Annotated in this window: 18 protein-coding genes; 5 read left to right on the plus strand and 13 right to left on the minus strand. The window is 74.2% G+C overall.

Annotation, left to right across the window (positions count from 1 at the left end; all coding sequences use genetic code 11):
- Window positions 1-21: 21 nt before the first annotated feature.
- Genes H4687_RS41495 through H4687_RS41510 form a run of 3 tightly spaced genes read right to left on the minus strand, consistent with a single transcriptional unit; the run spans window position 22 to window position 5,305 of the window.
- Window positions 22-2,271, minus strand: coding sequence for a bifunctional serine/threonine-protein kinase/ABC transporter substrate-binding protein (locus H4687_RS41495; RefSeq protein WP_046914165.1), 2,250 nt, complete (start codon window positions 2,269-2,271; stop codon window positions 22-24).
- Window positions 2,271-4,691, minus strand: coding sequence for a bifunctional serine/threonine-protein kinase/ABC transporter substrate-binding protein (locus H4687_RS41500; protein ID WP_050398658.1), 2,421 nt, complete (start codon window positions 4,689-4,691; stop codon window positions 2,271-2,273). The genes H4687_RS41495 and H4687_RS41500 overlap by 1 nt, the downstream gene beginning before the upstream one ends.
- A complete protein-coding gene (locus H4687_RS41510; RefSeq protein ID WP_046914178.1) occupies window positions 4,691-5,305 on the minus strand; it encodes a hypothetical protein in 615 nt (204 codons plus the stop codon). Before H4687_RS41510 ends, H4687_RS41500 begins: the two co-directional genes overlap by 1 nt.
- Window positions 5,306-5,690: 385 nt before the next feature.
- Between H4687_RS41510 and H4687_RS41515 the strand changes: the two genes are divergently transcribed.
- From H4687_RS41515 to H4687_RS41525, 3 genes are read left to right on the plus strand one after another with little or no spacing between them, the layout of a single operon-like run.
- Entirely contained in the window at window positions 5,691-7,292 is a 1,602-nt protein-coding gene (locus H4687_RS41515) for a phytoene desaturase family protein (protein ID WP_078907340.1), read from the plus strand.
- Window positions 7,289-8,125, plus strand: coding sequence for a fatty acid desaturase (locus H4687_RS41520; protein ID WP_050398662.1), 837 nt, complete (start codon window positions 7,289-7,291; stop codon window positions 8,123-8,125). Before H4687_RS41515 ends, H4687_RS41520 begins: the two co-directional genes overlap by 4 nt.
- Window positions 8,118-8,768: a TetR/AcrR family transcriptional regulator gene (locus tag H4687_RS41525; RefSeq protein WP_046914167.1), complete on the plus strand. Its 651-nt coding sequence runs from the start codon at window positions 8,118-8,120 to the stop codon at window positions 8,766-8,768. The genes H4687_RS41520 and H4687_RS41525 overlap by 8 nt, the downstream gene beginning before the upstream one ends.
- A 359-nt stretch (window positions 8,769-9,127) precedes the next feature.
- Here H4687_RS41525 and H4687_RS41530 read toward each other — a convergent pair whose 3' ends face one another.
- Window positions 9,128-10,327 carry a PucR family transcriptional regulator gene (locus H4687_RS41530; protein ID WP_225966974.1) on the minus strand — a complete coding sequence of 400 codons (1,200 nt, stop codon included), beginning with the start codon at window positions 10,325-10,327 and terminating at the stop codon, window positions 9,128-9,130.
- A gap of 149 nt (window positions 10,328-10,476) precedes the next feature.
- Here H4687_RS41530 and H4687_RS41535 point away from each other — a divergent pair, with 149 nt between their 5' ends.
- Window positions 10,477-11,964 carry a long-chain-fatty-acid--CoA ligase gene (locus H4687_RS41535; RefSeq protein WP_046914168.1) on the plus strand — a complete coding sequence of 496 codons (1,488 nt, stop codon included), beginning with the start codon at window positions 10,477-10,479 and terminating at the stop codon, window positions 11,962-11,964.
- 62 nt (window positions 11,965-12,026) lie between these two features.
- On the opposite strand, the gene H4687_RS41540 is transcribed toward H4687_RS41535, so the two are convergent.
- From H4687_RS41540 to H4687_RS41550, 3 genes are all read right to left on the minus strand, one after another.
- Entirely contained in the window at window positions 12,027-12,368 is a 342-nt protein-coding gene (locus H4687_RS41540; RefSeq protein ID WP_046914169.1) for a VOC family protein, read from the minus strand.
- A 55-nt stretch (window positions 12,369-12,423) separates the two neighbouring features.
- Window positions 12,424-12,900: an iron chaperone gene (locus H4687_RS41545; protein WP_046914170.1), complete on the minus strand. Its 477-nt coding sequence runs from the start codon at window positions 12,898-12,900 to the stop codon at window positions 12,424-12,426.
- Window positions 12,901-12,980: 80 nt separating this feature from the next.
- The gene (locus H4687_RS41550) at window positions 12,981-13,448 is read right to left on the minus strand and encodes a pyridoxamine 5'-phosphate oxidase family protein (protein WP_046914171.1); all 468 of its coding nucleotides are present in this window, start codon (window positions 13,446-13,448) and stop codon (window positions 12,981-12,983) included.
- A 162-nt stretch (window positions 13,449-13,610) separates the two neighbouring features.
- On the opposite strand from H4687_RS41550, the gene H4687_RS41555 reads away from it, so the two are divergent.
- The gene (locus H4687_RS41555; protein ID WP_046914172.1) at window positions 13,611-16,577 is read left to right on the plus strand and encodes an ATP-binding protein; all 2,967 of its coding nucleotides are present in this window, start codon (window positions 13,611-13,613) and stop codon (window positions 16,575-16,577) included.
- Window positions 16,578-16,657: 80 nt separating this feature from the next.
- Here the strand turns inward: H4687_RS41555 and H4687_RS41560 are convergent, their stop codons facing one another.
- The 6 genes from H4687_RS41560 to H4687_RS41585 all read right to left on the minus strand — a co-directional run bounded on the left by H4687_RS41560 (window position 16,658) and on the right by H4687_RS41585 (window position 22,292).
- Window positions 16,658-18,076, minus strand: a complete 1,419-nt coding sequence (locus H4687_RS41560; RefSeq protein WP_046914173.1) for a DEAD/DEAH box helicase — start codon at window positions 18,074-18,076, stop codon at window positions 16,658-16,660.
- A 108-nt stretch (window positions 18,077-18,184) separates the two neighbouring features.
- Complete coding sequence (locus tag H4687_RS41565; protein ID WP_233443494.1) at window positions 18,185-19,105, minus strand: phosphatase domain-containing protein; 921 nt, start codon at window positions 19,103-19,105, stop codon at window positions 18,185-18,187.
- 2 nt (window positions 19,106-19,107) lie between these two features.
- Window positions 19,108-20,316 carry an RNA ligase gene (locus H4687_RS41570; protein WP_046914174.1) on the minus strand — a complete coding sequence of 403 codons (1,209 nt, stop codon included), beginning with the start codon at window positions 20,314-20,316 and terminating at the stop codon, window positions 19,108-19,110.
- A gap of 62 nt (window positions 20,317-20,378) precedes the next feature.
- A complete protein-coding gene (locus H4687_RS47015) occupies window positions 20,379-20,729 on the minus strand; it encodes a hypothetical protein (RefSeq protein ID WP_225966975.1) in 351 nt (116 codons plus the stop codon).
- Window positions 20,726-21,388 (minus strand): lysophospholipid acyltransferase family protein, encoded by a 663-nt coding sequence (locus H4687_RS41580; protein WP_046914176.1) that lies wholly within the window; start codon window positions 21,386-21,388, stop codon window positions 20,726-20,728. Before H4687_RS41580 ends, H4687_RS47015 begins: the two co-directional genes overlap by 4 nt.
- Before the next feature lie 73 nt (window positions 21,389-21,461).
- The gene (locus tag H4687_RS41585) at window positions 21,462-22,292 is read right to left on the minus strand and encodes a class I SAM-dependent methyltransferase (protein WP_050398665.1); all 831 of its coding nucleotides are present in this window, start codon (window positions 22,290-22,292) and stop codon (window positions 21,462-21,464) included.
- Window positions 22,293-22,401 lie beyond the last annotated feature (109 nt).

A 22,401-nucleotide genomic window follows, 5' to 3' on the forward strand; every position in this document is an offset into this window, starting at 1 on the left:
GACCGGCTCGAACGACCGGTCTCACACGTCCGCCTGCTGGTACTGCCCGAGAAAGTCGAACTCCCGGCCGACCGCGCGGAACAGGAACAGCGCGTCGTGGTTGTACCCCAGGTCCGGGGTGTACGCGACGGTCCGGCTGACACCCTTGTACGTCACCTCACGCATCCGGCGTACGACCGCGCCGCGCTCCCTCAGGACCGAGTCCCCGCTGACGCATGCCTTCGCCAGGAACAGCACCGCGTCGTACGCCTCCGCCGCGTACCGGCCGGGCCGCTCCCCGTACCGCGCCTCGTACGCCTCGGCGAACGCGCGGGCCGCCGGGACGGCCGTCGCATCGATGAACGCGGTGGCGAACACCCAGCCGTCCGCCGCCGCGCCCGCGCGGTCCAGGAACCCTGTGCCCAGGGCCCGTTGGGTCGCCAGCCGGGCCCCGGTGAACCCGGCCCCGCGCAGTGCCGCCGCGAAGGCACCCGCCCGCTTCTGACCCCCGCTGAACACGACCGCGTCCGCGCCGTCCGCGACGGCCTTCCGGGCGAGCGCGGTGGCGTCCAGCGCCCCGGCGCCGACACTCGTGACGCTCGTGTCCCTCCCGTCCCGGCCCAGCGCGCGCTCGACGAGGTTGCAGAGCGTCCAGGCGAAGTCGCCCTCGGCCCGGTCGTCGACCAGGAACACCCTGCGGGCGTCGGCCTTGCCCGAGAGGTAGGTGGTGCACGGGGCGGCGAGCAACTGATCGGTCGGCGACAGTTGCGCATGCGAGGCAAGAGTGGACTGCCCCGTCTCCCTGGCCTGCGCCGCCACCCCCACCGACACGGTGACGACGGGCAGTACGGCCTTGGCGTAGGTGTTCTCCACGGCGAGGAAACAGTCGTCCGTGGTCGGGCCCAGCACCGCGAGGACCCGCTCGTCCGCCACCAGCCGCCGGCCCCGGGTCAGCGTCCGCTCGGGCTCACCCTCGTCGTCGTACGCCCGCAGCCTCAGCCGCAGCGGCCGGCCGGCGTCGGCGTTGACGCGGGCGACGGCCAGCCGGGCGCCGTTGAGCTGGGCCCGCCCGATCCCGCCGTTCGCGCCGGAGAGATCGCCCTGGAAGGCCACGGTGAGTTCGGTGCGCGGAGCGGACGAAGCGGAGGCGCCCGTGCCGGCCTTCTTCCGCCCCTCGTCACGGTCGCTCCACCACCAGGCGCCGCCGCCGGCCGCCAGCACCCCGGCCGCCCCCGCGGAACCGAGCGCCAGGAACCCGCGGCGGCTCACACGCGGGGGAGCGGCGTCCGGAGTCTGCAGGGAGGTCACCGTCGCCGCGTCCGAGCCCATCGGACCCTTCGCGGCCGCGACCGCGTCCCCGCGCGCCGTTGAGGACGGGGCCGATATCCGTGTCGGCTCGATCGCGCCCATGGCGAGCACCGCCGCGGACCGGTCCGCGATCAGCCGGCTCAGCGGCTCCGGCAGCCACCGCTCCCGGTCGGCGGGCACGGCCGCGTCGAGCGCCGCCCCGACCTCCACGGCGGTCGGCCGGCGCGCCGGGTCCTTGTCCAGGCACGCCCGTACGACCGGCTCCAACGCGGCCGGGATGCCGGGCAGTTCGGGCTCGTCGTAGACCGTGCGCAACAGCATTCCGGCCGCCGCCCCACCGCCGAACGGACGTACGCCGGTCGCGGCGAAGGCCAGGACGCAGCCCAGCGAGAAGACGTCGCTGGGCGGACCGACCCCGGCGCCGCCGGCCCGGGCCTGTTCGGGCGACAGGAAGCCGGGCGAGCCCACGACGACACCGGTGGACGTGAGCGCCGTACCCTCCGGCGTGCGCGCGATGCCGAAGTCGATCAGCCGTGGCCCGTCCGGGGCCAGCAACAGGTTGCCCGGCTTCACGTCGCGGTGCACCAGCCCCGCCCGGTGGACGGCGTCCAGCGCCTCGGCGAGGCGCAGCCCCAGCACGCAGACGGACGCGGGCGACCACGGCCCGTGGTCCTCCAGCGCCTCCGAGAGCGAGGGACCCGGTACGAAGGCGGTCGCCAGCCACGGATCCTCCGCGTCGGCGTCCGCCCCCAGCAACGGGACCACCCAGGGGCTGTCCACCTGCCGGGCCACCTCGATCTCCCGGCGGAACCGGGCCCGGAACCCGGCGTCGTCCGCGTAGGACGCCCGGACCACCTTGACCGCGGCGAACGCCCCGCCCGGCGCGCGGGCCAGGAAGACCACGCCCATACCGCCGGCGCCGAGCCGCCGCAGCAGGCGGTAGTCGCCCAGCCGCGACGGATCGGCGCTGCGCAGTGGCTCCATCAGGCGGTCAGCGGCGCGGGGCCGCCGTACACGAACGCCCCGCCCTCGACACGCCAGAGATAGCCGCCGGAGCCGTCGATGACCGGCAGGCCGTTCTCCTGGAACGCGTAGGTCCGGATGACGCCCCGGTACTTGGCGGCCCGCAGCGCGGCGAGCAGTTCCTCACGGGTGCGGCTCTTGGACGGAAGGTCCCCGAGCGATGTGAGCACCATCGAGGTCACGTCGTAGGCCTCCGCCGCGTACCGGGGCGGAGCCTGCTTCCACCGCTTCCGGTAGGCGCCCACGAACGCCTTGGCCTCGGGGATGTCCGCCGGTTCGACGACCGGCGCGACGATCGTCCACCCGTCGGCGGCCTCCTTCGCCTGTGTGAGGAAGCGAGGGTCGAGCAGGGCCGGTCCGGAGGCACGGGCGCCGGTGTAGCCGCGCTCGCTCAGCGTCCGGGCGAACGACGCGGCCCGGTCGGGCAGTCCGGCGAAGGCGAACGAGTCGATGTCCGCGGCCAGCAGGTCGTCCACCGTGTCCCCGAATCCGGACCGCATGGTGCCGACGACCCGGGGCACGAACGGTTGCCCGGCCGTATGGAACTGCCTGCTCAGGCTGCTGCTGACCTCGTAGCCGTAGTTGTCGGCGGCCCGGTCGACGACGAGACCGATCCTGCGCGGATGGGCACCGCGCAGGACCGCGTCGAGGAACACGGGGAGCACCGAGTCGGGCAGCCGTGCCTGCAGATACGAGCGGAAGCCCTGCACGACCAGGGCGATGGCGCCGGGGGAGATCCCCAGGACGGGCAGCAGGGCGGCGTCGTAGGCCGCCAGTGCGGACAGGGCGGTCGCGTCCGTGGTCGGGCCGACGACGGCCAGCACGGAGGGGTCGTCGGCGAGTCGCTTGGCGAGCCGGGCCGCTTCGGCCGGGTCACCGCCGTCGTCCTCGGCCCGCACGCCCACCCGGAAGGGGGCGCCGCGCCGGGCGTTGAACTCCTCGACGGCCAGCCGCAGTCCGCGTTCCTGGGCCCGGCCGGTGCCACGCTGCTCTCCGCTGAGGTCGCCGTGCAGCGCGAGGGTGTACGCGGGGCGCCGGGGCGCGGCGGCCGGCTTCTTGCCGCCCGACCCTTCCTCCCGGCCGACGGCCCACCAGGCCGTGGCGCCCCCCACGGCGAGGAGCGCGCCCGCGCCGACGAGGAGAGCACGACGCCGCGCGGGGGCTCCGGGGGTGTCGGTGCCCGCCGTGGGCCGGGTGTCGTCGTCGCCGGAAGCCGGGGAGGCGGTGTCGTGGTCGGAGGCGGATCGTCGCGGGGCGGACACGTCCGGGGACCCGCCGTCCGGGACGGTGCCCGCGCGGGCGGCGTCGGCCGATATCTCGGTGTGCTCGATGTCCGGCAGCGCGAGCGCCTCGGTGGAACGCCGGGCGATCAGCCTGATGACCTCGTCCGGCAGCCAGGAGGCGGGGGCGTCGCCGGGTGCGTCGGCGGGGGTGCCGCCTCGCGTGTGGGCGGGCGATGCGGCGGCGGCCTCCCCGGCCCCAGCGTCCGGGCCGACCTCGACGGTCTCCGAGCCGACCTCGACGGCGTCCGAGCCGTCCCCCGCCCTACCCGGGGCCGCACCTTCCACCGTCCCGTCCGGCAGCAGCTCCCGTACGACATCCGTCACTTCGGGCCGCCGGGCCGGGTCCTTGTCCAAGCAGCGGGACAGCAGGTCGGCCAGCGCTGCCGGGACACCGTCGAGGTCGGCCGGGTCGTGCACGGCCCGGAACAGCAGGGCGTCGAGGGTCCCCTCGCCGAACGGCGGACGGCCCGTCGCCGCGAACGCCAGGACACAGCCGAGGGAGAACACGTCGCTGGGCGCGCCGATGGTCCCGCCGCCACGCCCGTCGGCCTGCTCCGGCGAGAGGTAGCCGGGCGTGCCGACCACGAACCCCGTGGCGGTGAGCGAGTGGTCCTCGGGCGCCCTGGCGATCCCGAAGTCGATGAGCCGGGGCCCGTCCGAGGCGAGCAGGACGTTGCCCGGCTTGAGGTCCCGGTGAACCAGCCCCGCCCGGTGGACCTCGCCCAGCGCCAGAGCCAGCCGACCGCCGAGGATCCGCAGCCCGTGCTCGCCGAGGGGGCCGTACGCGGTCACCGCCTCGGCCAGGGAGGGACCGGGCACGTACGCCGTCGCCAGCCACGGCGCCTCCGCGTCCGCGTCGGCGTCCACCAGCGGTACCGCCCACGGGCTGTCGATGCGCCGGGCGACCTCGACCTCCCGCCGGAACCGTCCCCGGAAACCGGCGTCCTCGGCGTACTCCGCCGCCAGCACCTTCAGTGCCACCAGCGAACCGGTGGGTGTGCGGGCGAGGTACACCACGCCCATGCCGCCGGCGCCGAGCCGGCCGAGCAGACGGTGGCCGGCGATCCGCGCCGGGTCGGACGAACGCAGTCGCTCCATCACTTCTCGCCTCCGCCCAGCTCGTACGCCACGCGGTCGAGCATGGTCGTGGTGCCACGCGTCACGTACTGATCCAGATCGTCGACGGTGTAGCCCTCGGCGCCCTTGAACGACACCGTGACGGTGACCGGGCCGAGTCGTGTGACCATCCACCGGTACAGGGCCTTGCCGCCGCCGGTCAGATAGACGCCCGTCTCCACGATCGAGTCGTCGGCGTAGTTGTTGCCGCGCATGCCGCGGGGGGTGCCCACGGACATCAGCTCGGCGATCTTCTCGTCGGCGCGCACCTGCTGCTCCGGGCAGCGCAGCGCCTCCTCCAGCATCTCGGACAGATGGTCGTCGGCGCCGAGGACCGTGGAGTGCACCGTCACCGTCGCCGTCACCTTGATCGTGCCGCGCTTTCCGCTGCCCGGCAGTTCGCTGTAGAGGGACAGGGCGGAGAGCACGCCGTCCGGCTGTGGCCGGCGCTGCCACCGGCAGTCCTCGTCGAGGACGGCGACCGTGCCCTCGGCGCTCCGGGCGAGCGGCTGTGCCCGGAAGCCCGTGCCCCAGTCCCGCGGCTTCATCGCGATCTTCTCCGCCAGCGCGGCGCCCTGCCGTTTCGAACGGGGCACGCGATCCGGGTCCGCCTCGAAGAGCGTCACGGACGGTGCCGGCGACGGCTTCCCACTCGCCACCGACACCTTCCCGGACGCGGAAGCGGAAGGTGTCGGCGACCCGGAAGCCTGGCCGGCGGGCGTGGCCGCCGGCTCCGTCGCCCCCGCGCCGCACCCGCCCAGCAGCACCGCTGCGGCGGCCCCCGACGCGACGGCCCTCAGCCGCCAACCACCTCTTCGCCCAGCCGACTTGTCGTCCATCGCCGCCCCCTTCACCCCAAATCCCCGTGTGTGACCGGTGATCGTACAGAGGTACGCAATCCCGGAGGGAGTGGTTCCGAGGAGTCTCTTCGCACATACCCGAGGCATTGACGCGAGGGACCGACTGCCCCATTCTGAACAGATGTTCAGAACGAATGTTCAGAACGTGGGCCGCAACGAGCCCAGTTGTGACGGGGAACAACCAGGACGACGCGTCGGTACGGCGACCGGCCGGACGGACGCATCCACCGGCGGGTGCGCCGACGTGGCCGTGATCGGCGGCGGAATGGCCGGTATGGCGACGGCGCTGCGCCTCCAGGCGGCGGGCCTCGCCACGGTCGTTCTGGAGGCGCACGGTCACGCGGGCGGCTGTGCCGGCTACTACCGCAAGCGCGGCTTCTCCTTCGACGTGGGCGCCACCACCCTGGTCGACTTCGGCCCCGGCGGCGTCGGCGGCGAACTCCTGGACGGCGTCGGGATTCCCCCACTCGACGCGTGGGAACTGCCGGGCTATCAGGCCCATCTGCCGGACCGTCGGGTCGTACTGCACCGCGACCAGGACGCCTGGCACGCCGAGCGGCTGCGCACGCTCGGCGACAGCGCGCGGCATCGCGCGTTCTGGGACCTGCTCGACCGGCTCGCGCACACCTTCTGGCGGGCCAGCAGGGCGGGTGTACGGCTGCCGGTCCGCAGCCCCGCCGACGCGCTCCACGACCTGCGGGCGGTCGGATGGTCCGGGCTTTCCCACGTCCGCCACCTGAACCGGACGCTGGGAGACGCGCTGCGCGACCACGGCCTGCGCGCGGACGCGCCGCTGGTCGGACTGCTCGCCATGCTGGTCGAGGACACCGTCCACTCCGGTGTCGACGACGCACCCCTCATCAACGCCGCGCTCGGGGTGACCATCCGGGGCGCCGGCCTCAGTCGACACCACGGCGGCATGCACGGCTTCTGGCGCGTGCTGGTCGGGCGCTACCGGGAGCTGGGCGGTTCACTCCGCACGGCCTGTCGCGTCGCGCACGTCCAGGGAGGCCCCGGTGCCTACCGGTTGACGACCCGGCAGGGAATCCTCCACGCCCGCCGGATCGTCTGCGCGGTCCCCGCCGCCACCACGGCCGAGATCTGTGCCGGCCTCCCCGTCGGCCGCGCACTCCACGGATACCTGCGACGCGACGCGGACACCCTCGGCGGCGCGACCGTCGTATGTCTCGGCGTCCCCGAATCCGAGGTCGAGGGACATGACATGACACATCATCAGCTCCTGCGGTCCTACGACCGACCCTTGGGCGACGGCAACAACATGTTCGTCTCCGTCTCCACGCCCGGCGACACACTCAGCGCGCCGCCCGGCCACCGTGCCGTGATGATCTCCACCCACACCGACCTCGCCGACTGGCGCGACCTCGACCAGGCGGAGTACGAGCAACGCAAGAAGGAGGCGGGGGAGCGGCTCCTGTCCTGTGCGCGACGGGTGTACCCCCGCCTCGGGGAGCGCGCCGTGATCGCCCAGACGGGTACGCCCCGCAGCTACGAACGGTTCGCCTTCAGGCCGCAGGGCGCGGTCGGCGGCGTACGCCAGCGCCTGGCCAACACCAACCAGCACGCGATACCGCACGACCTCGGCGGCCCCGGCCTGTGGCTGGTCGGCGACTCCACCTGGCCGGGCCTCGGCACGGTCGCCTGTGTGCTGGGCAGCCGCATCGTCGCCGAAGGCCTGCTGAAGGAGAGGAGACGCGCACGATGACCGCTATCGACGAGCCCGGTGCTCCCGGGCCCCCGAACCCCCCGGTCCCGGGTCTGCCGACCCTGGCCGAACTCGGCGAGGATCTGCTCGTCACCACGCGCCGGCAGCGGATCGTGGCGCTGATACGGCCCGGGGCGGGCGTGCTGCTCTTCGCCGGCGCGGTGTGGCTCGGCTGGTGGTGGCTGACGCCCGTGATCGTGTTCGGGATCTTCGTGGCCGTCGTGACCGTCACCCACGACGTGGTGCACCGCACGATCGGTCTGTCGCAGCGGGCCACCGACTGGGCGCTGTTCGCGATGGGACTGGCCCTGCTGGAGAGCGGCCACGCCTATCGCGCCACCCACACCCAGCATCACCGTCTCTTCCCGCACCCCGACGACCCCGAGGGCCGTCCCGCCGAACTGTCCCTGCTGGGCGCGGTCTGCCACGGCCCGGTCTTCCTCGTACGCCTCTGGCTCTGGTCCTACCGGCGCGGACGGGACCGCCGGTGGCTGCTGGCGGAGGCGGTGGCCCCCTTCGCCGCGCTCGCCGGGGGCGTGCTGCTCCTGCCGTACTCGCCGGGGCCGCTGGTCTATACGGTGATGGCGATCGTCGGGAGCTGGGTGTATCCCCTTCTGACGGTGTATCTGCCGCACCACGACTACGGAGACACCCCGTTGACGCAGACCCGCACCCTGCGCGGGAGGATCATCCCCGCCGTCTTCCTGGAACTGACCTACCACCTGGAGCACCACCTCTACCCGCGCGTGCCCAGCCACCACCTGCCGGAACTGGCACGCAGACTCGAAGGCCACTTCACCGCCCACGGAGTGAGGCCGGTGCGCGTTGTCTGACACCCCCGCCGCCTCCGGCACCCGCGACTCCCGCACTTCCCGCCACACCCGTGACCGGGTCCTGGAAGCCGCCCTCGACTGCCTGGTCCGCAACGGCTACGGCGGAACCACCGCGCGGGCGATAGCCCAGGCCGGCGGCTTCGCGCCCGGAGTGATCTACTACCACTTCGCGGACCTGGACGACCTGCTGGTGGCGGCGCTGGAACGGACCAGCGGCGCCCGGATCGACCGCTACCGGGCCGAGCTGTCCGGTATCGACCGCGCAGTGCCCGCGATCGACCGCCTGCGCGAGCTGTACGACGAGGACACCGAGACCGGGCACATCGCCGCCGTCCAGGAGCTGTACGCCGGCGCGCGACCGGGAACACGCCTGGCCGCTCAACTGGCCCTCGAAACAAGGAAATGGGAGGACCTGGCCGAGGCGCGGCTCACGGCACTGCTGCGCGGCAAGCCCCTGGGGTCCGTCGTCCGGGCCCGCGTGCTCGCCGGCGCGGCGGTCGCCTTCTACCTGGGCATGGAGACCCTCACCCACCTCGACGGCGACCGCTCCCGCCCGGCCACCTTCTTCACCCAGGCGGCCCGCCTCGCCGCGATCTTCGACCGCGTACCCCGCCTCAAGCGGCGGGCGCGCAGGGTGAGATGAACGAAGCGGATGATCCGCACGATCCGGGCGAGCCGCGTACGAGGGAGAATCCGTGACCCCGCGCCACCAACCGCCGCCCCCCACCCCGCGACTCGCCTTCCGGCAGATGACGGAGGACGACCTCGACGACACCGGGGCGCCCGGCCGGGCCACCCCGAAGGCGCGAACACGCCCCGAGCACACCGAACGTCACCCATATGCGGACCATACGCCTCCCCCGCGACGGCAGCATGCCGATGCGGATCCCCTGCCGGACGCGGTGCAGGTCCACCGCCGTGCCGGGCCGCGCCACTCCGCCGCGCGCGCCCGCGCCCACATCCCGCTGCCCGCGCCCGCCTCCCCATCCCGCGCCCGCCCCGTCAGGCCGGTCCCGCGGGCGGCTGCTCGTCCTGCCCGGCGCTCCGCCCCCGGACGGCCAGCAGCGCCGCGCCGATGTGCGCCACCGCCCGCGGATCGGTGAGGGACCGGCCGGTCAGTTCCTCGACACGGCGCAGCCGGTAGCGGACGGTGTTGGGATGCACGAACAGGCTCCGGCCCGCCTCGGTGGCCGAGCCCGCGGCGGCGAACCAGTGCTCCAGGGTCTGCAGCAGACGGGCCCGCTCCACGACCGGTAGCTCGACCACCGGCCGGAGCACCGTCCCCACCAGGTGCGCCGCCTCCGCGGGGGCCGCGGCGACCACCATGGCCAGCGGGTCGTCGTCGAACCGCGCCACGCCCGGACCGGTGCCCCGCAGCCCGGCCAGCGCCAGCCGGGCGAAGCGCAGCGCCTGCGGGGTATCCCGCAACGAGGGGAAGCACGGGCTGACCCCGACGCGTGCCCGGTCCCGCCGCAGAACGCGCAGCAGGGCCTGCTCCGCCGCCCCCGTCGGCAGGGCGATGAGACCGATCTGCTGATCGGGCAACAACCGCCACGCCGAGGGGAGCCGCTCCTGACGCAGCGCGGCCTCGACCCCCGCCAGCGGCTCCTCACCCGGGGCGCCGGCCGCCGCCGCGACGACCGCGTAGGGCCCGCGCTCGGGCAGGCCCAGCTCGCGGGCGGCCTCCCACAGCGTGGTGCGGTCGGCGATGACCCCGGTGAACAGGGCCTCCACCAGCGCCGAGCGCCGGGCCTGCCCCCGCGCGGTCAGCTCCGCCGCCGTCTCCCGGTAGGCCGCGGCGACCGCCTCCGCGTACAGGCCGAACAACGCCCAGATCGCGGCCGACTCGGACACCAGCCGGTCACCGGAGACCTCGGGGTGCGTGCGGGCCTCCATGAGGATCTCCGTCCACAGGAGTTCGAAGCCGACCCGGTACGCGTGCAGGGTGTCCGCCAGCGGCACGCCCTGCTCGGCACGGATGCGGCCGGTCTCGCGGGCCGGGCTCGGGTCCGGGGCGCCACCCGTGCCGAGGTGGCTCAGGATCAGGTCCGCGTTGGCGGTGCACGAGCGGCGCAGCGAGTCGAAGGGGAGCAACGCCTCGTCCTCGTAGGCGTCGACGTCCGTGCGGATGCGCCGGGCGATCCGCTCCCCCAGTTCCGGCAGCCTGGAATGCAGTGCCGCAGCCACGACCGAGATGTCCATCGCCGCAGCTTAACGCCACTGTTTTGTTCCCCGGAACAGCCTCGGGAGGCTCGTCCTGTCGTGCGGCCCATAGGCCGTCACCGTGTGCGGCAGCACGATGTCGTCGAAGTGAACGGCGGATTTCGACGGCGACTTTCGTGGAGGCGGGCATGGCCAATCTGGCGCAGTTCCTGGTGGAGACGGCACAGCGGGAGCAGGGGCGTCCCGCGCTGCGCCTGGGAGACCAGGTCATCGGCTACACGGAGCTGGAGGAGCGCAGCGCCCGCGCCGCCGCCCTGCTGCGCGCCGAGGGCGTACGTCCCGGCGACCGGGTCGCCCTGATGCTGCCCAACGTCCCCGAGTTCGTCGCCCTCTACTACGGCGTGCTGCGGGCCGGTGCCGTCGTCGTGCCCATGAACCCGCTGCTCAAGACACGGGAGACCGAGTACCACCTGCGCGACTCCGGGGCAGTGCTGCTCCTGGAATGGCACCAGGCACCGGGCGAGGGCGCGCCGGGCGCGGCCGCCGCCGGGGTGCGGCGTCTGGCCGTCGAACCCCGGGACTTCGCGGCGCGGCTGGCCGGACACGAACCGCTGCCCGGCGTGGCGGAGACGGCGGACGACGACGTGGCCGTGCTCCTGTACACCTCCGGTACCACCGGCCGCCCCAAGGGCGCCACACTCACCCACGGCGGACTGCGGCACAACACCGAGGTCAACACGGTCCACGTCCAGCGGATGACACCCGAGGACGTGGTGGTGGGCTGTCTGCCGCTGTTCCACATCTTCGGCCAGATCTGCACCATGAGCGTGGCCGTGCGCGCCGGCGCCTCGCTCACCCTGATCCCCCGCTTCGAGCCGCAGGCCGTGCTGGACGCCGTCGCCCGCGACCGGGCCACGGTCTTCGAGGGGGTGCCGACGATGTACGCGGCCCTGCTGCAGCACCCTTCGGAAGCGGACGTCTCCACCCTGCGCATGTGCGTCTCCGGCGGGGCGTCGCTGCCGGTGGAGATCCTGCACGGCTTCGAGCGGCGCTTCGGCTGCGCGGTGCTGGAGGGCTTCGGTATGTCCGAGACCAGCCCGGTGGTCACGTTCAACCACCCCGACCGGCCGCGCAAGGCCGGCTCCATCGGCACACCGATCCAGGACGTGGAGGTGCGGCTGCTGGACGACAAGGGCCAGGACGTCGCCCCGGGCGAGGTCGGCGAACTGGCCGTACGGGGGCCGAACGTGATGAAGGGGTACTGGAACCGGCCCGAGGAGACCGCTGCCGCGATCCCCGACGGCTGGCTGCGCAGCGGCGACCTCGCACGACGGGACGAGGACGGCTACCTCTACATCGTCGACCGCAAGAAGGACATGATCATCCGCGGTGGCTACAACGTGTACCCGCGTGAGATCGAGGAGGTCCTGCACGAGCACCCGGCCGTCGCCCTGGCCGCGGTGGTCGGTGTGCCGCACGCCCACCTGGGCGAGGAGATCGCGGCCGCCGTCGTCCTCCGGCCGGGCACGCAGGCGGACCCCGACGAACTGCGGGAGTTCGTCAGGGACCGGGTCGCCGCGTACAAGTACCCGCGCGAGGTGTGGCTCGTCGACACCCTGCCGACCGGCCCCAGCGGCAAGATCCTCAAGCGGGAGATCACCGCCCCGGCCGGCTGACCCCGAGGGGCGGAGCCGGGACACTCCCCGTGTCCCCTCGCCCCTCCCGTTACCCGGCACGGTCAGCCCGGACCGCCGCCGAAGCCGATCTCGTTCCCGTCCGGATCCTCGTACGTGACCTTGCGTACGCCGTTCGCGTACGTCTCGCGGGTCCGGGGCTCCAGACCCCGGCCCGAGATCCCGGCGACGCGGGCGTCCAGGTCGTCGACGAAGACGGTCTGCAGGGCGTGGCCGCCGCGCCCCGGGCGGTGCTCGATGTACACGTAGCGGTGCTCGGCCAGCTCCCAGACGGCCTCCTCGTCGTTCGGGAAGAACGTCGGCGGCGAACCGAACAGCCGCTCGTACCAGGAGAGCGCCGCTGAGTAGTCGTTCACCGGGATACCTGCGAAGAGGACGACGGGCATGACCCCATCGTAGGTCCGGGGACGGTCTCAGGTGCCGAGCGTGCGGGGGTCGGCCTCAGCCCGCAGCGCTCCTGAGCAGCTCGGCGATCCGGGCCTCGGTCGCGGCGGTCAGTTCCGTGAGGGCATAGGTGGTGGGCCACAGCGTGCCCTCGTCGAGCCGTGCCTGGTCGCTGAAGCCGAGCGTGGCGTAGCGGGACTTGAACTTCTGCGCGCTCTGGAAGAAGCAGACGACCTTGCCGTCCCTGGCGTACGCGGGCATGCCGTACCAGAGCTTCGGCGCGAGATCCGGCGCGGCGGCCCGTACGATCTCGTGCACCCGTTCGGCGAGAACGCGGTCCGCGTCCGCCATCCCGGCGATCTTGGCGAGCACATCGGCCTCCCCGTCCGCCTTGGCCGAGCGCGTGCCGCGCCGCGCGGTGGCCCTCAGCTCCTGGGCGTGCTCCTTCATCGCGTCGCGTTCCTCGGCCGAGAAGCCCTCGAACTTCGTGCCGGCCCTTTCACTGTTCCGGGTGGACTCGCGTGTGGTCGTCATGACGGGTTCCCTCTCTCGTACTGTCCGGTCGTCGATCTCGCTCTGCGGGGGCGCGTCCGAGGGCGCGCCCCGGTGGTGTCTCAGTGGAGCCAGCCGCCGTCGCGCATCAGCTCACGCCCCGTCAGCTCGTCCGCCTCGCGCCACGCCTGGACGCGGCGCGGGGTGACACGGAACCAGCGGTACGGCGTGGCCGACACCCGGGGGTCGAAGCCCGTGCGCGCGGCGAACCGGTCCCCGCGCTCCCGGGGCAGCGCGTCGACCGGGAGCACCTCGACCCGGCCCTCGATCATGGACACGTCCCGGGTCGGGCCCAGTCCCAGCCGGGCGGCCCCGGTCGCGGCCAGGTTCCGGCCGGTCGGGCTGTCGGCCGGGGTGGCCACCAGCAGCGTCTCGCCGTCCCAGTCGAAGGACAGCGGCACCAGATACGGCACACCGTCCTTCGAGGCACTGGCCACCCAGACGTCGACGTCATGGGCGAGCCGGTGCTCGGTGTCACTGCGCCGCCGCGTACGCGGGCGCGGGCCGGCGGACGACTCGGTCGTGGTCACTGAATGCTCCTCGGTTCCCTGGGGGCGGGCCGCGACCCTCCCGGGCTGTCCGCCCGGTGCGATCGCCGTGGTCACAGCTTGTCGCCAGAGGCCCGCGGCCCGCCTCCGTGGTGAGCACGGAATCCACCACGGAGACGCCACGGAGCAGCGGACAATGGGGCGGTGTCCAGTCCAGCGGTCTCGACCCGTGAAGCCGAAGTCCTCGCGCTGCTCGGTGAACACCTCAGCAACGCGGAGATCTCCGCGCGGCTGTTCATCTCCGTGCGCACGGTCGAGTCACACGTCTCCGCCCTGCTGCGCAAGCTCGACGAGCCGGACCGACGGGCGCTCTCCCGTCGCGCGGCCGACCTCGCCCGCGTCGAGCGGGCCCGCCCGGCGCCCGCCCTCCCCACGCCGCTGACCGCGTTCGTCGGCCGGACACGCGAGCGTGCCGAGCTGGCGGAGGCGGTGAAGACGCGCCGGCAGGTGACCGCGGTCGGCCCCGGCGGAGTGGGCAAGACCCGCCTCGCGCTGGCGGTGGCGGCCGACACGGCCGACGACTTCGCCGACGGGGTCCGGTTCGTCGACCTGGCCCCGGTCACCGACCCCGCGCGGGTGGGGGCCGCGATCGCGGCGGCCGTCGGAGTGGGGGAACAACCCGGGCGCGATGTCGACGAGTCGGTGCTGACCGCCCTGGCCGACCGCCGGGCCCTGTTGGTGCTGGACAACTGTGAACAGATACGTGACGGAGTCGCGCCGTTCCTGGAACGGCTGCTGGTCGCCTGCCCGAACCTACGGGTCCTCGCGACGAGCCGCGCCCGGATGCTGGTGCCGTTCGAGTGGGTGTTCCCGGTGCCGCCACTGTCCTCGGACGGCGGCGCCGACTCGGACGCCGTGACCCTGTTCCTGGAACGGGCCGCGGCGGCCGGCCGACCACCGGAACCGGCCGTACGCGACCGGATCGCGGCCATCTGCGAACGGCTCGACGGCATGGCACTCGCCATCGAACTCGCGGCCGCACGCTGGCCCACCCTCGGCCTGGACGGTCTCACGGCCGGCCTCTCCGACCAGCTGCGGATCCTCGCCGGCGGCCCTCGCGCGGAGGACCGGCACCGGTCGGTGCGGGCGGCGCTGGACTGGAGCCACGACCTGCTGGAGCCGCCGGACCGGGCGTTGCTGCGCCGGATCTCGGTGTTCGTCGTGCCGTTCACCGCCGAGGCGGCCAGGGCCGTGGCCGGGTTCGCCCCGCTGGACGCGGCCGAGGTCGCCGACGGGCTGGGCCGGCTCGCCGAACAGAGCCTGCTCACCGCGACGCCGTCGGCCACCGGCACCCGCTACCAGGCGCTGGAGACCATCCGCCAGTACGGCGCCGAGCGGCTCGCCGACGCCGCCGAACCGGCGGACGTCCGGTCGCGTCACCTGGACTGGTGCCTGGCCGGCGCGACCGCCCTCGGCGACACCGGGGGCGCGGACTGGCGTGCCCGCTTCGACGCCCTGGCCGACGACCTGCGCGCCGCCCTCACCTGGGCCGAGGGCCGCCCGGAGCGACGCCCGCAGGCCCACCGCCTGGCCCTCCTCCTGGCCGGGCTGGCCTTCACCCGCAACCTGCCCGGCGAGTCCCAGCAGCGGTACGAGCAGGCGGCGGCGCTGGCCGAGGACACCGGCGGGGAAGGCGCGGCGGGCTCGGCCGGTGACGCGACCGGTGCCGCCGCAGCCGCCGGGGCGCTGCGGGAGGCCGCCGCGGTCGCCGGGTGCCGCAGGCTCGGCGACGACATGTTCCGCCTCCACCGTGCCGCCGCCGAGGCCGCCCGGCGGGCCGGTGACACCGTCGGCGCGGCCTGCGACCTGGCGGCCGCCGCCACCGTCGCCTACCGCTTCTCCAGCGAGTTCGCCCGGCTCCCGGCCGTGGACGAGGTGACCGCCCTGCTCACGGAGGCCAGAGGGCATCTGTCCGATGCCGGGGCCCTGCCGTCGGACGCGCAGGCCGGCCTGCCGCCCGTAGCACCGGCCCAGGTGCCGCGCGGCGCGCCCGCGCGCCGGACGCCCCCGCATCTGCCGCTCGCGCTTCTGCCGCCCGCGCGCCTGTCGTCCGCCTCGCCCGCCGCCGCCCTCGCCCTCGCCGAGGCGGCGGTCGTCGCGGACGCCTTCGGTGCGGTCCAGGGAGACGCGGACAACACGGCGCAGGAGACGGTCGGTCACGCGGAACGCGCCGTCGAACTCGCCCGGCGGGCGGGTGACCCGGTGGCCGAGTCCGCCGCCCTCGACGCGCTCTCCGGTGCCCTGACCTGGGCCGGTGACTCCTTCGGGGCGGCTGCCGCCGCCGGGCGCCGGATCGAGATCCTCGCTCCGGTGCCGCCCACCCCCGCCTGCACGCACGAGCGGATGGACGCCCTCGCCATGGCCGCCGGGACGGCTCTCGGCGTGGGCCGCCTGCCGCAGGCCCGCGACTGGGCCAGGCAGCTCGCCGACCAACTCCTCTTCGCCGAGGTGCAGCACCACGCCTTGTCCTGGCTCCTGGTCGCGGACGCGTTCGCGGGCGACGCCGCCGACGTTCTCACCGGCAGCGAGCGGTTTCTCGACGCCTGGCGGCGCAGCGACCGGCAGCGGTCCTTCTCGCTCGGCCCGGCCGCCGCCTCCGTCGCCATGATCCACGGCCTGCGCGGCGACCACGACGCCCATGCCGCCTGGCTGGCGATCGTCACCGAGGCGGGCACCGCGGCGGAGCACCACCACGGCTACGGCGCGGTCTTCGACGCCATGGTCCACCTCCACCACGGCGACGCGGAGGCGGCCCTGGAACGACTCGCACCGGAACCGGAGCAGGTGTGGAAGTGGGTCTCCTGGATCTGGCTGCACTGGTACGTGGGCCTCCGGGCCGAGGCGTCGGTCCTCGCCGGCCACCCCGCGGCCCGCGAACGGGTCGCCGAGAGCCGGGCCCTGGTCGCCGGAAACCCCGTCGTCACGGCCCAACTGGACCGCGCCCAGGCCCTCCTGGACGGCGACCTGCCCGGCCGCCTCACCCTAGCGACGGCGTTCGACGCGGCGGGCTGCCCCTACCAGTCGGCCCGCACGCTGCTCCTCGCCGGGAACGGCCACACCGCCGCCGGCACGACGGCACTCGCCGCCCTCGGCCTCGCCCCCGGCTCCTGAGCCCGGACCGCCCGGGTCAGCGGCCCTTGCGCACCCGGACCGCCCGGGTCAGCGGTCCGTGCGCACCCGGACCGCCCGGATCAGCGGCCTTTGCGCACCCGGGCCGCCGCACGGGCCTCCGCGGCCTTGCGGGCCTCGGCCGCCTTGCGGGACTCCTTCGCGGGACGGCCGGGACGGGTGCCCATGCCGCGGAAGGGGGCGTTGCCGCCGGCGGCCTTCGGCGGGGCCGGCGGGCGTTTCGCGCCGGTGATGGCGGTCAACTGCGCCTCGCCGGACCGCACTTGGGTGACCGTCGGGCGGATCCCGGCGTCGGACATCATGCGGTTCACCTCGCGCCGCTGGTTGGGCGTGACCAGCGTGACCACCTTCCCGGACTCGCCGGCGCGCGCCGTGCGCCCGCCCCGGTGCAGATAGTCCTTGGCGTCGGCGGGCGGGTCGACGTTGACCACGAGGTCGAGCGCGTCGATGTGGATGCCCCGCGCGGCGACGTTGGTCGCCACCAGCACGGTGATCCCGCCGTCCTTGAACTGGCCGAGCGTGTGCGTGCGCTGGGGCTGCGACTTCCCGCTGTGCAGGGCGCCGGCCCGGACGCCACTGGCCCGCAGATGGCGGGTGAACTGGTCGACACCGGCCTTGGTGTCCAGGAACATCAGCACCCGGCCGTCCCGCGCGGCGATCTCGGTCGCGGTCGCGTACTTGTCGGCGCCGTGGATGTTCAGCACATGGTGCTCCATCGTGGTGACCGAGCCCGCGACCCGGTCGACCGAGGCGAGCACCGGGTCGTGCAGATGGCTCCGCACCAGCTGGTCGACGTCACGGTCCAGGGTCGCGGAGAACAGCAGCCGCTGCCCGTCGGCGGGGATCTGCTCCAGGATCTCCGAGACCTGCGGCAGGAAACCCAGGTCGCACATCTGGTCGGCCTCGTCCAGCACCGTGATCCGTACCTGGTTCAGCAGACAGTCCCGGCGCGACACCAGGTCGGTCAGCCGCCCCGGTGTCGCCACGACCACCTCGGCGCCCGCCCGCAGCGCCGCCTGCTGCTTGTTGATCGACAGCCCGCCGACCACCGTCGTCAGCCGCACCTTCAGCGTCTGCGCGTACGGCGTCAGCGCGTCGCTCACCTGCTGCGCGAGTTCCCGGGTCGGCACCAGGACCAGGGCGAGCGGACGCTTCGACTCCGCCCGCAGCCCCGCCGTGCGGACGAGCAGCGCGAGCCCGAACGCCAGCGTCTTGCCCGACCCGGTCCGCGCGCGGCCGAGGACGTCGCGGCCGGCCAGCGCGTTCGGCAGCGTCGCCGCCTGGATCGGGAAGGGGTCCGTCACGCCGAGGTCGGTCATGGTCCTCAGCAGCTCCGGCGGCAGCCCGAGCGCGTCGAAGGACCCGGCCGGCGGCAGCTCCCCGGCGGCCGCTTCCGGCACCGGGGACTCGCCCCGCGGCCCCGCGTCACGTCCGGGCGCGTCGGGGGAGGAGGGCCCGGAGGCGGGCGGCTTCGCGTTCATGGGGAACCTTTCCTGGTCTGGCGCCCGGAACGCGCCGGGGCCCGTACCCCTCGGTACGGGCCCCAACGCTGTCGAAGCGTGCCCCCATTTTACCAGCGGGCCCACCGGCTAGAAGCTGCCGTAGTTGACCTGCCAGGTCGGCAGTCCCATCCGGCGCCACACGGCGACCACCCGGTCACGGTCGTCGAGGGAGACCCGCACGGCGAAGCGGTGGCGTACATGCCGGTCGAACAGCTCCGCCTTGACCACGTCGTCGCGGCGTTGGTCGCCCGCGGCGCGCATCCACAGCTCGTCGTACGGCACCTCGTGCGCCCGCAGCCACGCCTCCGTCCGGCCCCGGTGCTCCTCACCGCGGCCCGAGAGCAGGACGACGACATCGCCGTCCGCGCCGCGGAAGGAGCGCAGCGCCCCGCGCACCGACACGTTCAGCAGGTCCTCCTCGCAGCGCGTGAAGTCGTAGGCGCCCCGGTCGCCCCGGAGGGCGAGCGTGCCGTCGATGTCGCACAGCACCGCCGAGGGGAGCGCCGGGTCGGCGATGTACGGCTCCACGGGGGCCTGGTCGTTCAGCCACTCCGCGGTGAGCCGCCAGCCACCCCGGCGGGACTTCTCGTGCTTGTCGGCGAGGATCCGGATGATCTCCTCGCCGACCGGCCGCTCCCGCTCGGCGTCACGGCGCAGGCACTCCTCCACCGGTACGTCGGTGAAGTCGTGCACGACGAAGGTGGCCAGCCCCGCCACGGCCGCCTTGAGCCGCTTCGGGATGTGCGGCGTCATGTGCGTGTTGTCCACCACGACGTCGAAACCGTCGTCCACGGCCGCCCGGACCGCCGCGTCCTGGATCGCCAGCACGGTCTGCTCGTGTGCGTACGACCGACGCCCGGCACCCTCCGGCAGCGGCACGTCGAGCATCGCCCGCAGATCGTCGAGGTTGACGCGGCGCAGCCGCCCCTCGGACTCCGCCTGCAGCTTGCGCGCGGCGGTCGTCTTCCCCGAAGCGGGCAGGCCCGTCATGACATGTACCACGGGCACGGTCAGTTCTCCTCGTCGTTCTTGAAGGGGTCGGACGCCTCCGGCCGGGTGGAACGGTACGTCACGAGTGCGGTGGGCCGGCCGTCCAGCCGCAGGAACATGGCGGGGCGCACGGCCGCGTCGGGCAGCTCCCGCACCGCGCGGGCGAAGGCGCCCCGGTCGCCGGTGAGCGGGGCGAGGGAGCGGAACGCCTCGTCGATCGCCCGCTCGCGGTCCTCCACCTGCTTCTCGATGCCCGCGACGACCGCGCGCACCCAGGCGTCGAACTCGTCGGGCACCTGCTCCAGCAGCGCGTCCAGGGGCCGGCCACCGGAGGCGACGACGTCCGCGGCCGAGCAGTTCAGCGCCTGCGCCACCTGCTGGGCGGGCAGACCCGCGAACCGCTGGATGCCGTGACCGCGCCAGATGTCCCGCTCGGTCACGCCGGTGAGCACCTTGTGGAGCCGAACGTACTCGGCGAACTTGGCCTTCGCCCGGACACCCGAGGCGAAGCGCAGCACGAAGCCCTCCGCGTCGGTGCCGGTGGCGTCCGTCCCGCCCGGCAGCCGGTTGCCCTCCGTCATGGCCAGCAGTTCGGTGAGCGGCACGGCGGGCCGGACGGTGACGACCGAGCCGATGCCGCGCCAGCCGGTCGCGGCCTCCGCCAGGGGGACCTCGGTGCCGTCCTTGGCGAACGCGGCCAGCAGCACCACGTCACGCCGGTCGCCGTAGTCCACGACGATCCGGTTCTCCGGGTACAGGATCTCGGCGAGGTAGGTCACCCCCGGTACGAGACCGGAGGTGTCCTTGCCGTCGAGCAGCCGCTGCGCCCAGGTCGCCTGCACACTGACGAACGAGCCCTTGGACGCGACCCGCCACCGGCCGGCGTAGTGGAACACCACCGCCAGACTGCCGTCGACCTTGTCGTACACCTCGAACGGCTCGTCGGGGAGACCGGGGGCGTACGGCTGACCGGACTCGTGTTCACCGACGTTGAAGAACTTCGGCAGCGGCAGCGCGACGATCTCACCGGTGACGTCGTCGGCCACGAGACCGCGGCAGCGCGTGGTCACCCGGTTCCACACCCGCTCGTACTGGCACGTCCGCGTGTACGTGTAGAGGGACAGCGGCAGTTCCGGGTGCGACTTGCGCGTGACGTGCCCCGCGTCGAGCGCCGCGGCCAACTCCTGCGGCGGCAGCAGCTCATGAAGAGTCAGGTGGTCCTGGCTCATGTGTTCCTCCCCTTGCTGGTCCCTGATTGTCAGGTGGGGGAGGCCCGTGCGGAAACCGGATTTCAGCGGTCGCTCGGCGCCTCCCGGTGTGGCGCCCCCTGCGGGGACAGCGTCAGGCGCGGCCAGGTGCGGATGTCGCGGCGCAGTTGACGGTCGTGCGTGGCAACGACGACGGCCGCGTCGGTGGCGTGCGGGGCGTCGGTGAGTTCGTCGACGAGGGCGATCGAGAGGTGACTGATCGGCTCGTACGTAGTCCTCCGCGGCCGGGGTGCCGGCGCACCGCCACGGCCGCCAACACCGTGCACATGGACGCCGTGCGCCCCTCCCGTCTGCGGGTGTGGCTGGAGGGCGGAGCCGCCGCGCTCGGATAGCCGGACCCGCCGGGCGGAACGCCCGTCCCGTCCGGTCCTCACGCGGCGAGCGCGGCCGGTTCGCCGAGGTGGGCGGCCGCCGTGCGCCAGGCGGCCGTCACCGCGGCATGAGCCTGCCGCGTGTCACCGGCGTGGCCACCGGTGAGGGTGAACGGTGTTCCGACGTGGACGTGCAGACCGGGGCGGCGCAGAGGGGCGGTGACCAGCCCCGCGAGCTGTTTGGCCGGGCTTCCCGAGGTGACCCGGCGGGCGCCGGCCTGGCCGACCGGGACGACGGGCGCGCCGGTGCGTGCGGCCAGCCGGGCCAGGCCGCTGCGGAACGTACCGGGCGCGGCCTCGGCGGAGTCGGTGCGCGTCGGGATCCCGCCCTCGGCGTAGATGAGGATCGTCCGGCCCCGCTCCAGCGCGGCGGCGGCGAGGTCGAGCGCGTCGGCGGCGCGCGGGCCGCCCCGGTGCACGGGCACGTAGCCCTCGCGGGAGAGCGCGCGGCCGAGCAGCGGGATCCGCCACAGGCCCGCGGCACCCAGGGCGACCGGCTGGACGCCGAGCCGGTGCAGTGCCGCGAGCACCACGGCGGGATCGGCGAGCGAGGTGTGGTTGGCGACGACGATGCTGCCCGGCGCCACGGCGGTCCCGGCTTCGACGGTCACCGTGAGACGTCCGACGGCGGGGACCAGGACATCGGCGAGGCGGCTGAACATGGCATCTCCTGTACGTGACGAGGCAGACCCCCATCGTCGGCGCGCCCGCCGCACGGATCCTGAGTGCGCGTACTCAATCGCGGGTGCGGCCGTACCCAGACGGCACCGGCCTGCGTCCCCAGGCCGAGATCATCGGGGAGGTCGCCAGGTCCAGGTCGCCCGCCGTGATGTTGGCGAGATGGGTGTCGATCTCCGACGGCGTCGCGTGGCCCCCCGCCACCAGCCGGTCCCGGACCTGGCGCACGGTGGCCGCCTCCAGCGCCGCGCAGGCGGGGCCCGTGACGGGGAAGTAGGCGTCCGCCCGGACGTCGGTCAGCCCCGTCTCACGCAGCAGGCGGGGGAGGCGGCGGCCGTAGGACAGCTCCGCGCCGCGCTCGGCGAGGAGCCGGCGGAAGCCGTGGCGGAGCTTGTTGGCCAGCCGCTGTCGCGGGCCGGATTCGTCCGGGCAGATCAGGGGCTGGAGCGCGGGGTCGGCGTCCTCCAGCAGCAGCCACCCGCCGGGCCGCAGGGCATCGGCCATCACACGCAGGGCCCGTTCGCGGTCGGCGACGTGGACGAGGACCAGCCGGGCGTGGACCAGGTCGAAGGGGCCCTGCGGGGGCTCGTCCACGGCGACGTCGTGACGGCGCGGCTCGACCTGCGGCGCGGCCGCGGCGGCCAGCCAGGAGGTGTCGATGTCGGTCGCCAGGACGTGCCCCGTGGGCCCCACCCGCTCGGCGAGGCCCCGCACCACCGAGGGACCGCCGGCGCCCACCTCCCAGCAGCGCCAGCCGGGCGCGATCCCGAGGTCGTCGATGTGCCGGAAGGTGGAGGCGTCGAACAGGGCCGCGAGGGCGTCGAACCGCTCGCCCGCCTCGGCCTGGCGGTTGTCGAGGAGGTAGCCGTCGTCGGCGCTCTGGCTCATCCCCCGATCATGACACCGCCCCGCCGCGCCGGGTGCCCGCACGAGAACCAGCAGTCGTACGCGCTCTGGCTCGGACATCGGCCCCTGTGTCAGCGCCCCGCCCACCCGG

It is taken from the genome of Streptomyces stelliscabiei, from assembly GCF_014873495.1.
Classification (GTDB): domain Bacteria; phylum Actinomycetota; class Actinomycetes; order Streptomycetales; family Streptomycetaceae; genus Streptomyces; species Streptomyces bottropensis.

Excerpts from the sequence above, each read along its gene's own strand:
- H4687_RS41515 (WP_078907340.1), top strand. The coding sequence starts at position 5,691 with ATGTTCAGAACGAATGTTCAGAACGTGGGCCGCAACGAGCCCAGTTGT.
- H4687_RS41570 (WP_046914174.1), bottom strand. The coding sequence starts at position 20,316 with ATGAGCCAGGACCACCTGACTCTTCATGAGCTGCTGCCGCCGCAGGAG.
- H4687_RS41580 (WP_046914176.1), bottom strand. The coding sequence starts at position 21,388 with ATGTTCAGCCGCCTCGCCGATGTCCTGGTCCCCGCCGTCGGACGTCTC.
- H4687_RS41520 (WP_050398662.1), top strand. The coding sequence starts at position 7,289 with ATGACCGCTATCGACGAGCCCGGTGCTCCCGGGCCCCCGAACCCCCCG.
- H4687_RS41495 (WP_046914165.1), bottom strand. The coding sequence starts at position 2,271 with ATGGAGCCACTGCGCAGCGCCGATCCGTCGCGGCTGGGCGACTACCGC.
- H4687_RS41545 (WP_046914170.1), bottom strand. The coding sequence starts at position 12,900 with ATGACGACCACACGCGAGTCCACCCGGAACAGTGAAAGGGCCGGCACG.
- H4687_RS41560 (WP_046914173.1), bottom strand. The coding sequence starts at position 18,076 with ATGAACGCGAAGCCGCCCGCCTCCGGGCCCTCCTCCCCCGACGCGCCC.
- H4687_RS41540 (WP_046914169.1), bottom strand. The coding sequence starts at position 12,368 with ATGCCCGTCGTCCTCTTCGCAGGTATCCCGGTGAACGACTACTCAGCG.
- H4687_RS41500 (WP_050398658.1), bottom strand. The coding sequence starts at position 4,691 with ATGGAGCGACTGCGTTCGTCCGACCCGGCGCGGATCGCCGGCCACCGT.
- H4687_RS41530 (WP_225966974.1), bottom strand. The coding sequence starts at position 10,327 with ATGGACATCTCGGTCGTGGCTGCGGCACTGCATTCCAGGCTGCCGGAA.
- H4687_RS41535 (WP_046914168.1), top strand. The coding sequence starts at position 10,477 with ATGGCCAATCTGGCGCAGTTCCTGGTGGAGACGGCACAGCGGGAGCAG.
- H4687_RS41585 (WP_050398665.1), bottom strand. The coding sequence starts at position 22,292 with ATGAGCCAGAGCGCCGACGACGGCTACCTCCTCGACAACCGCCAGGCC.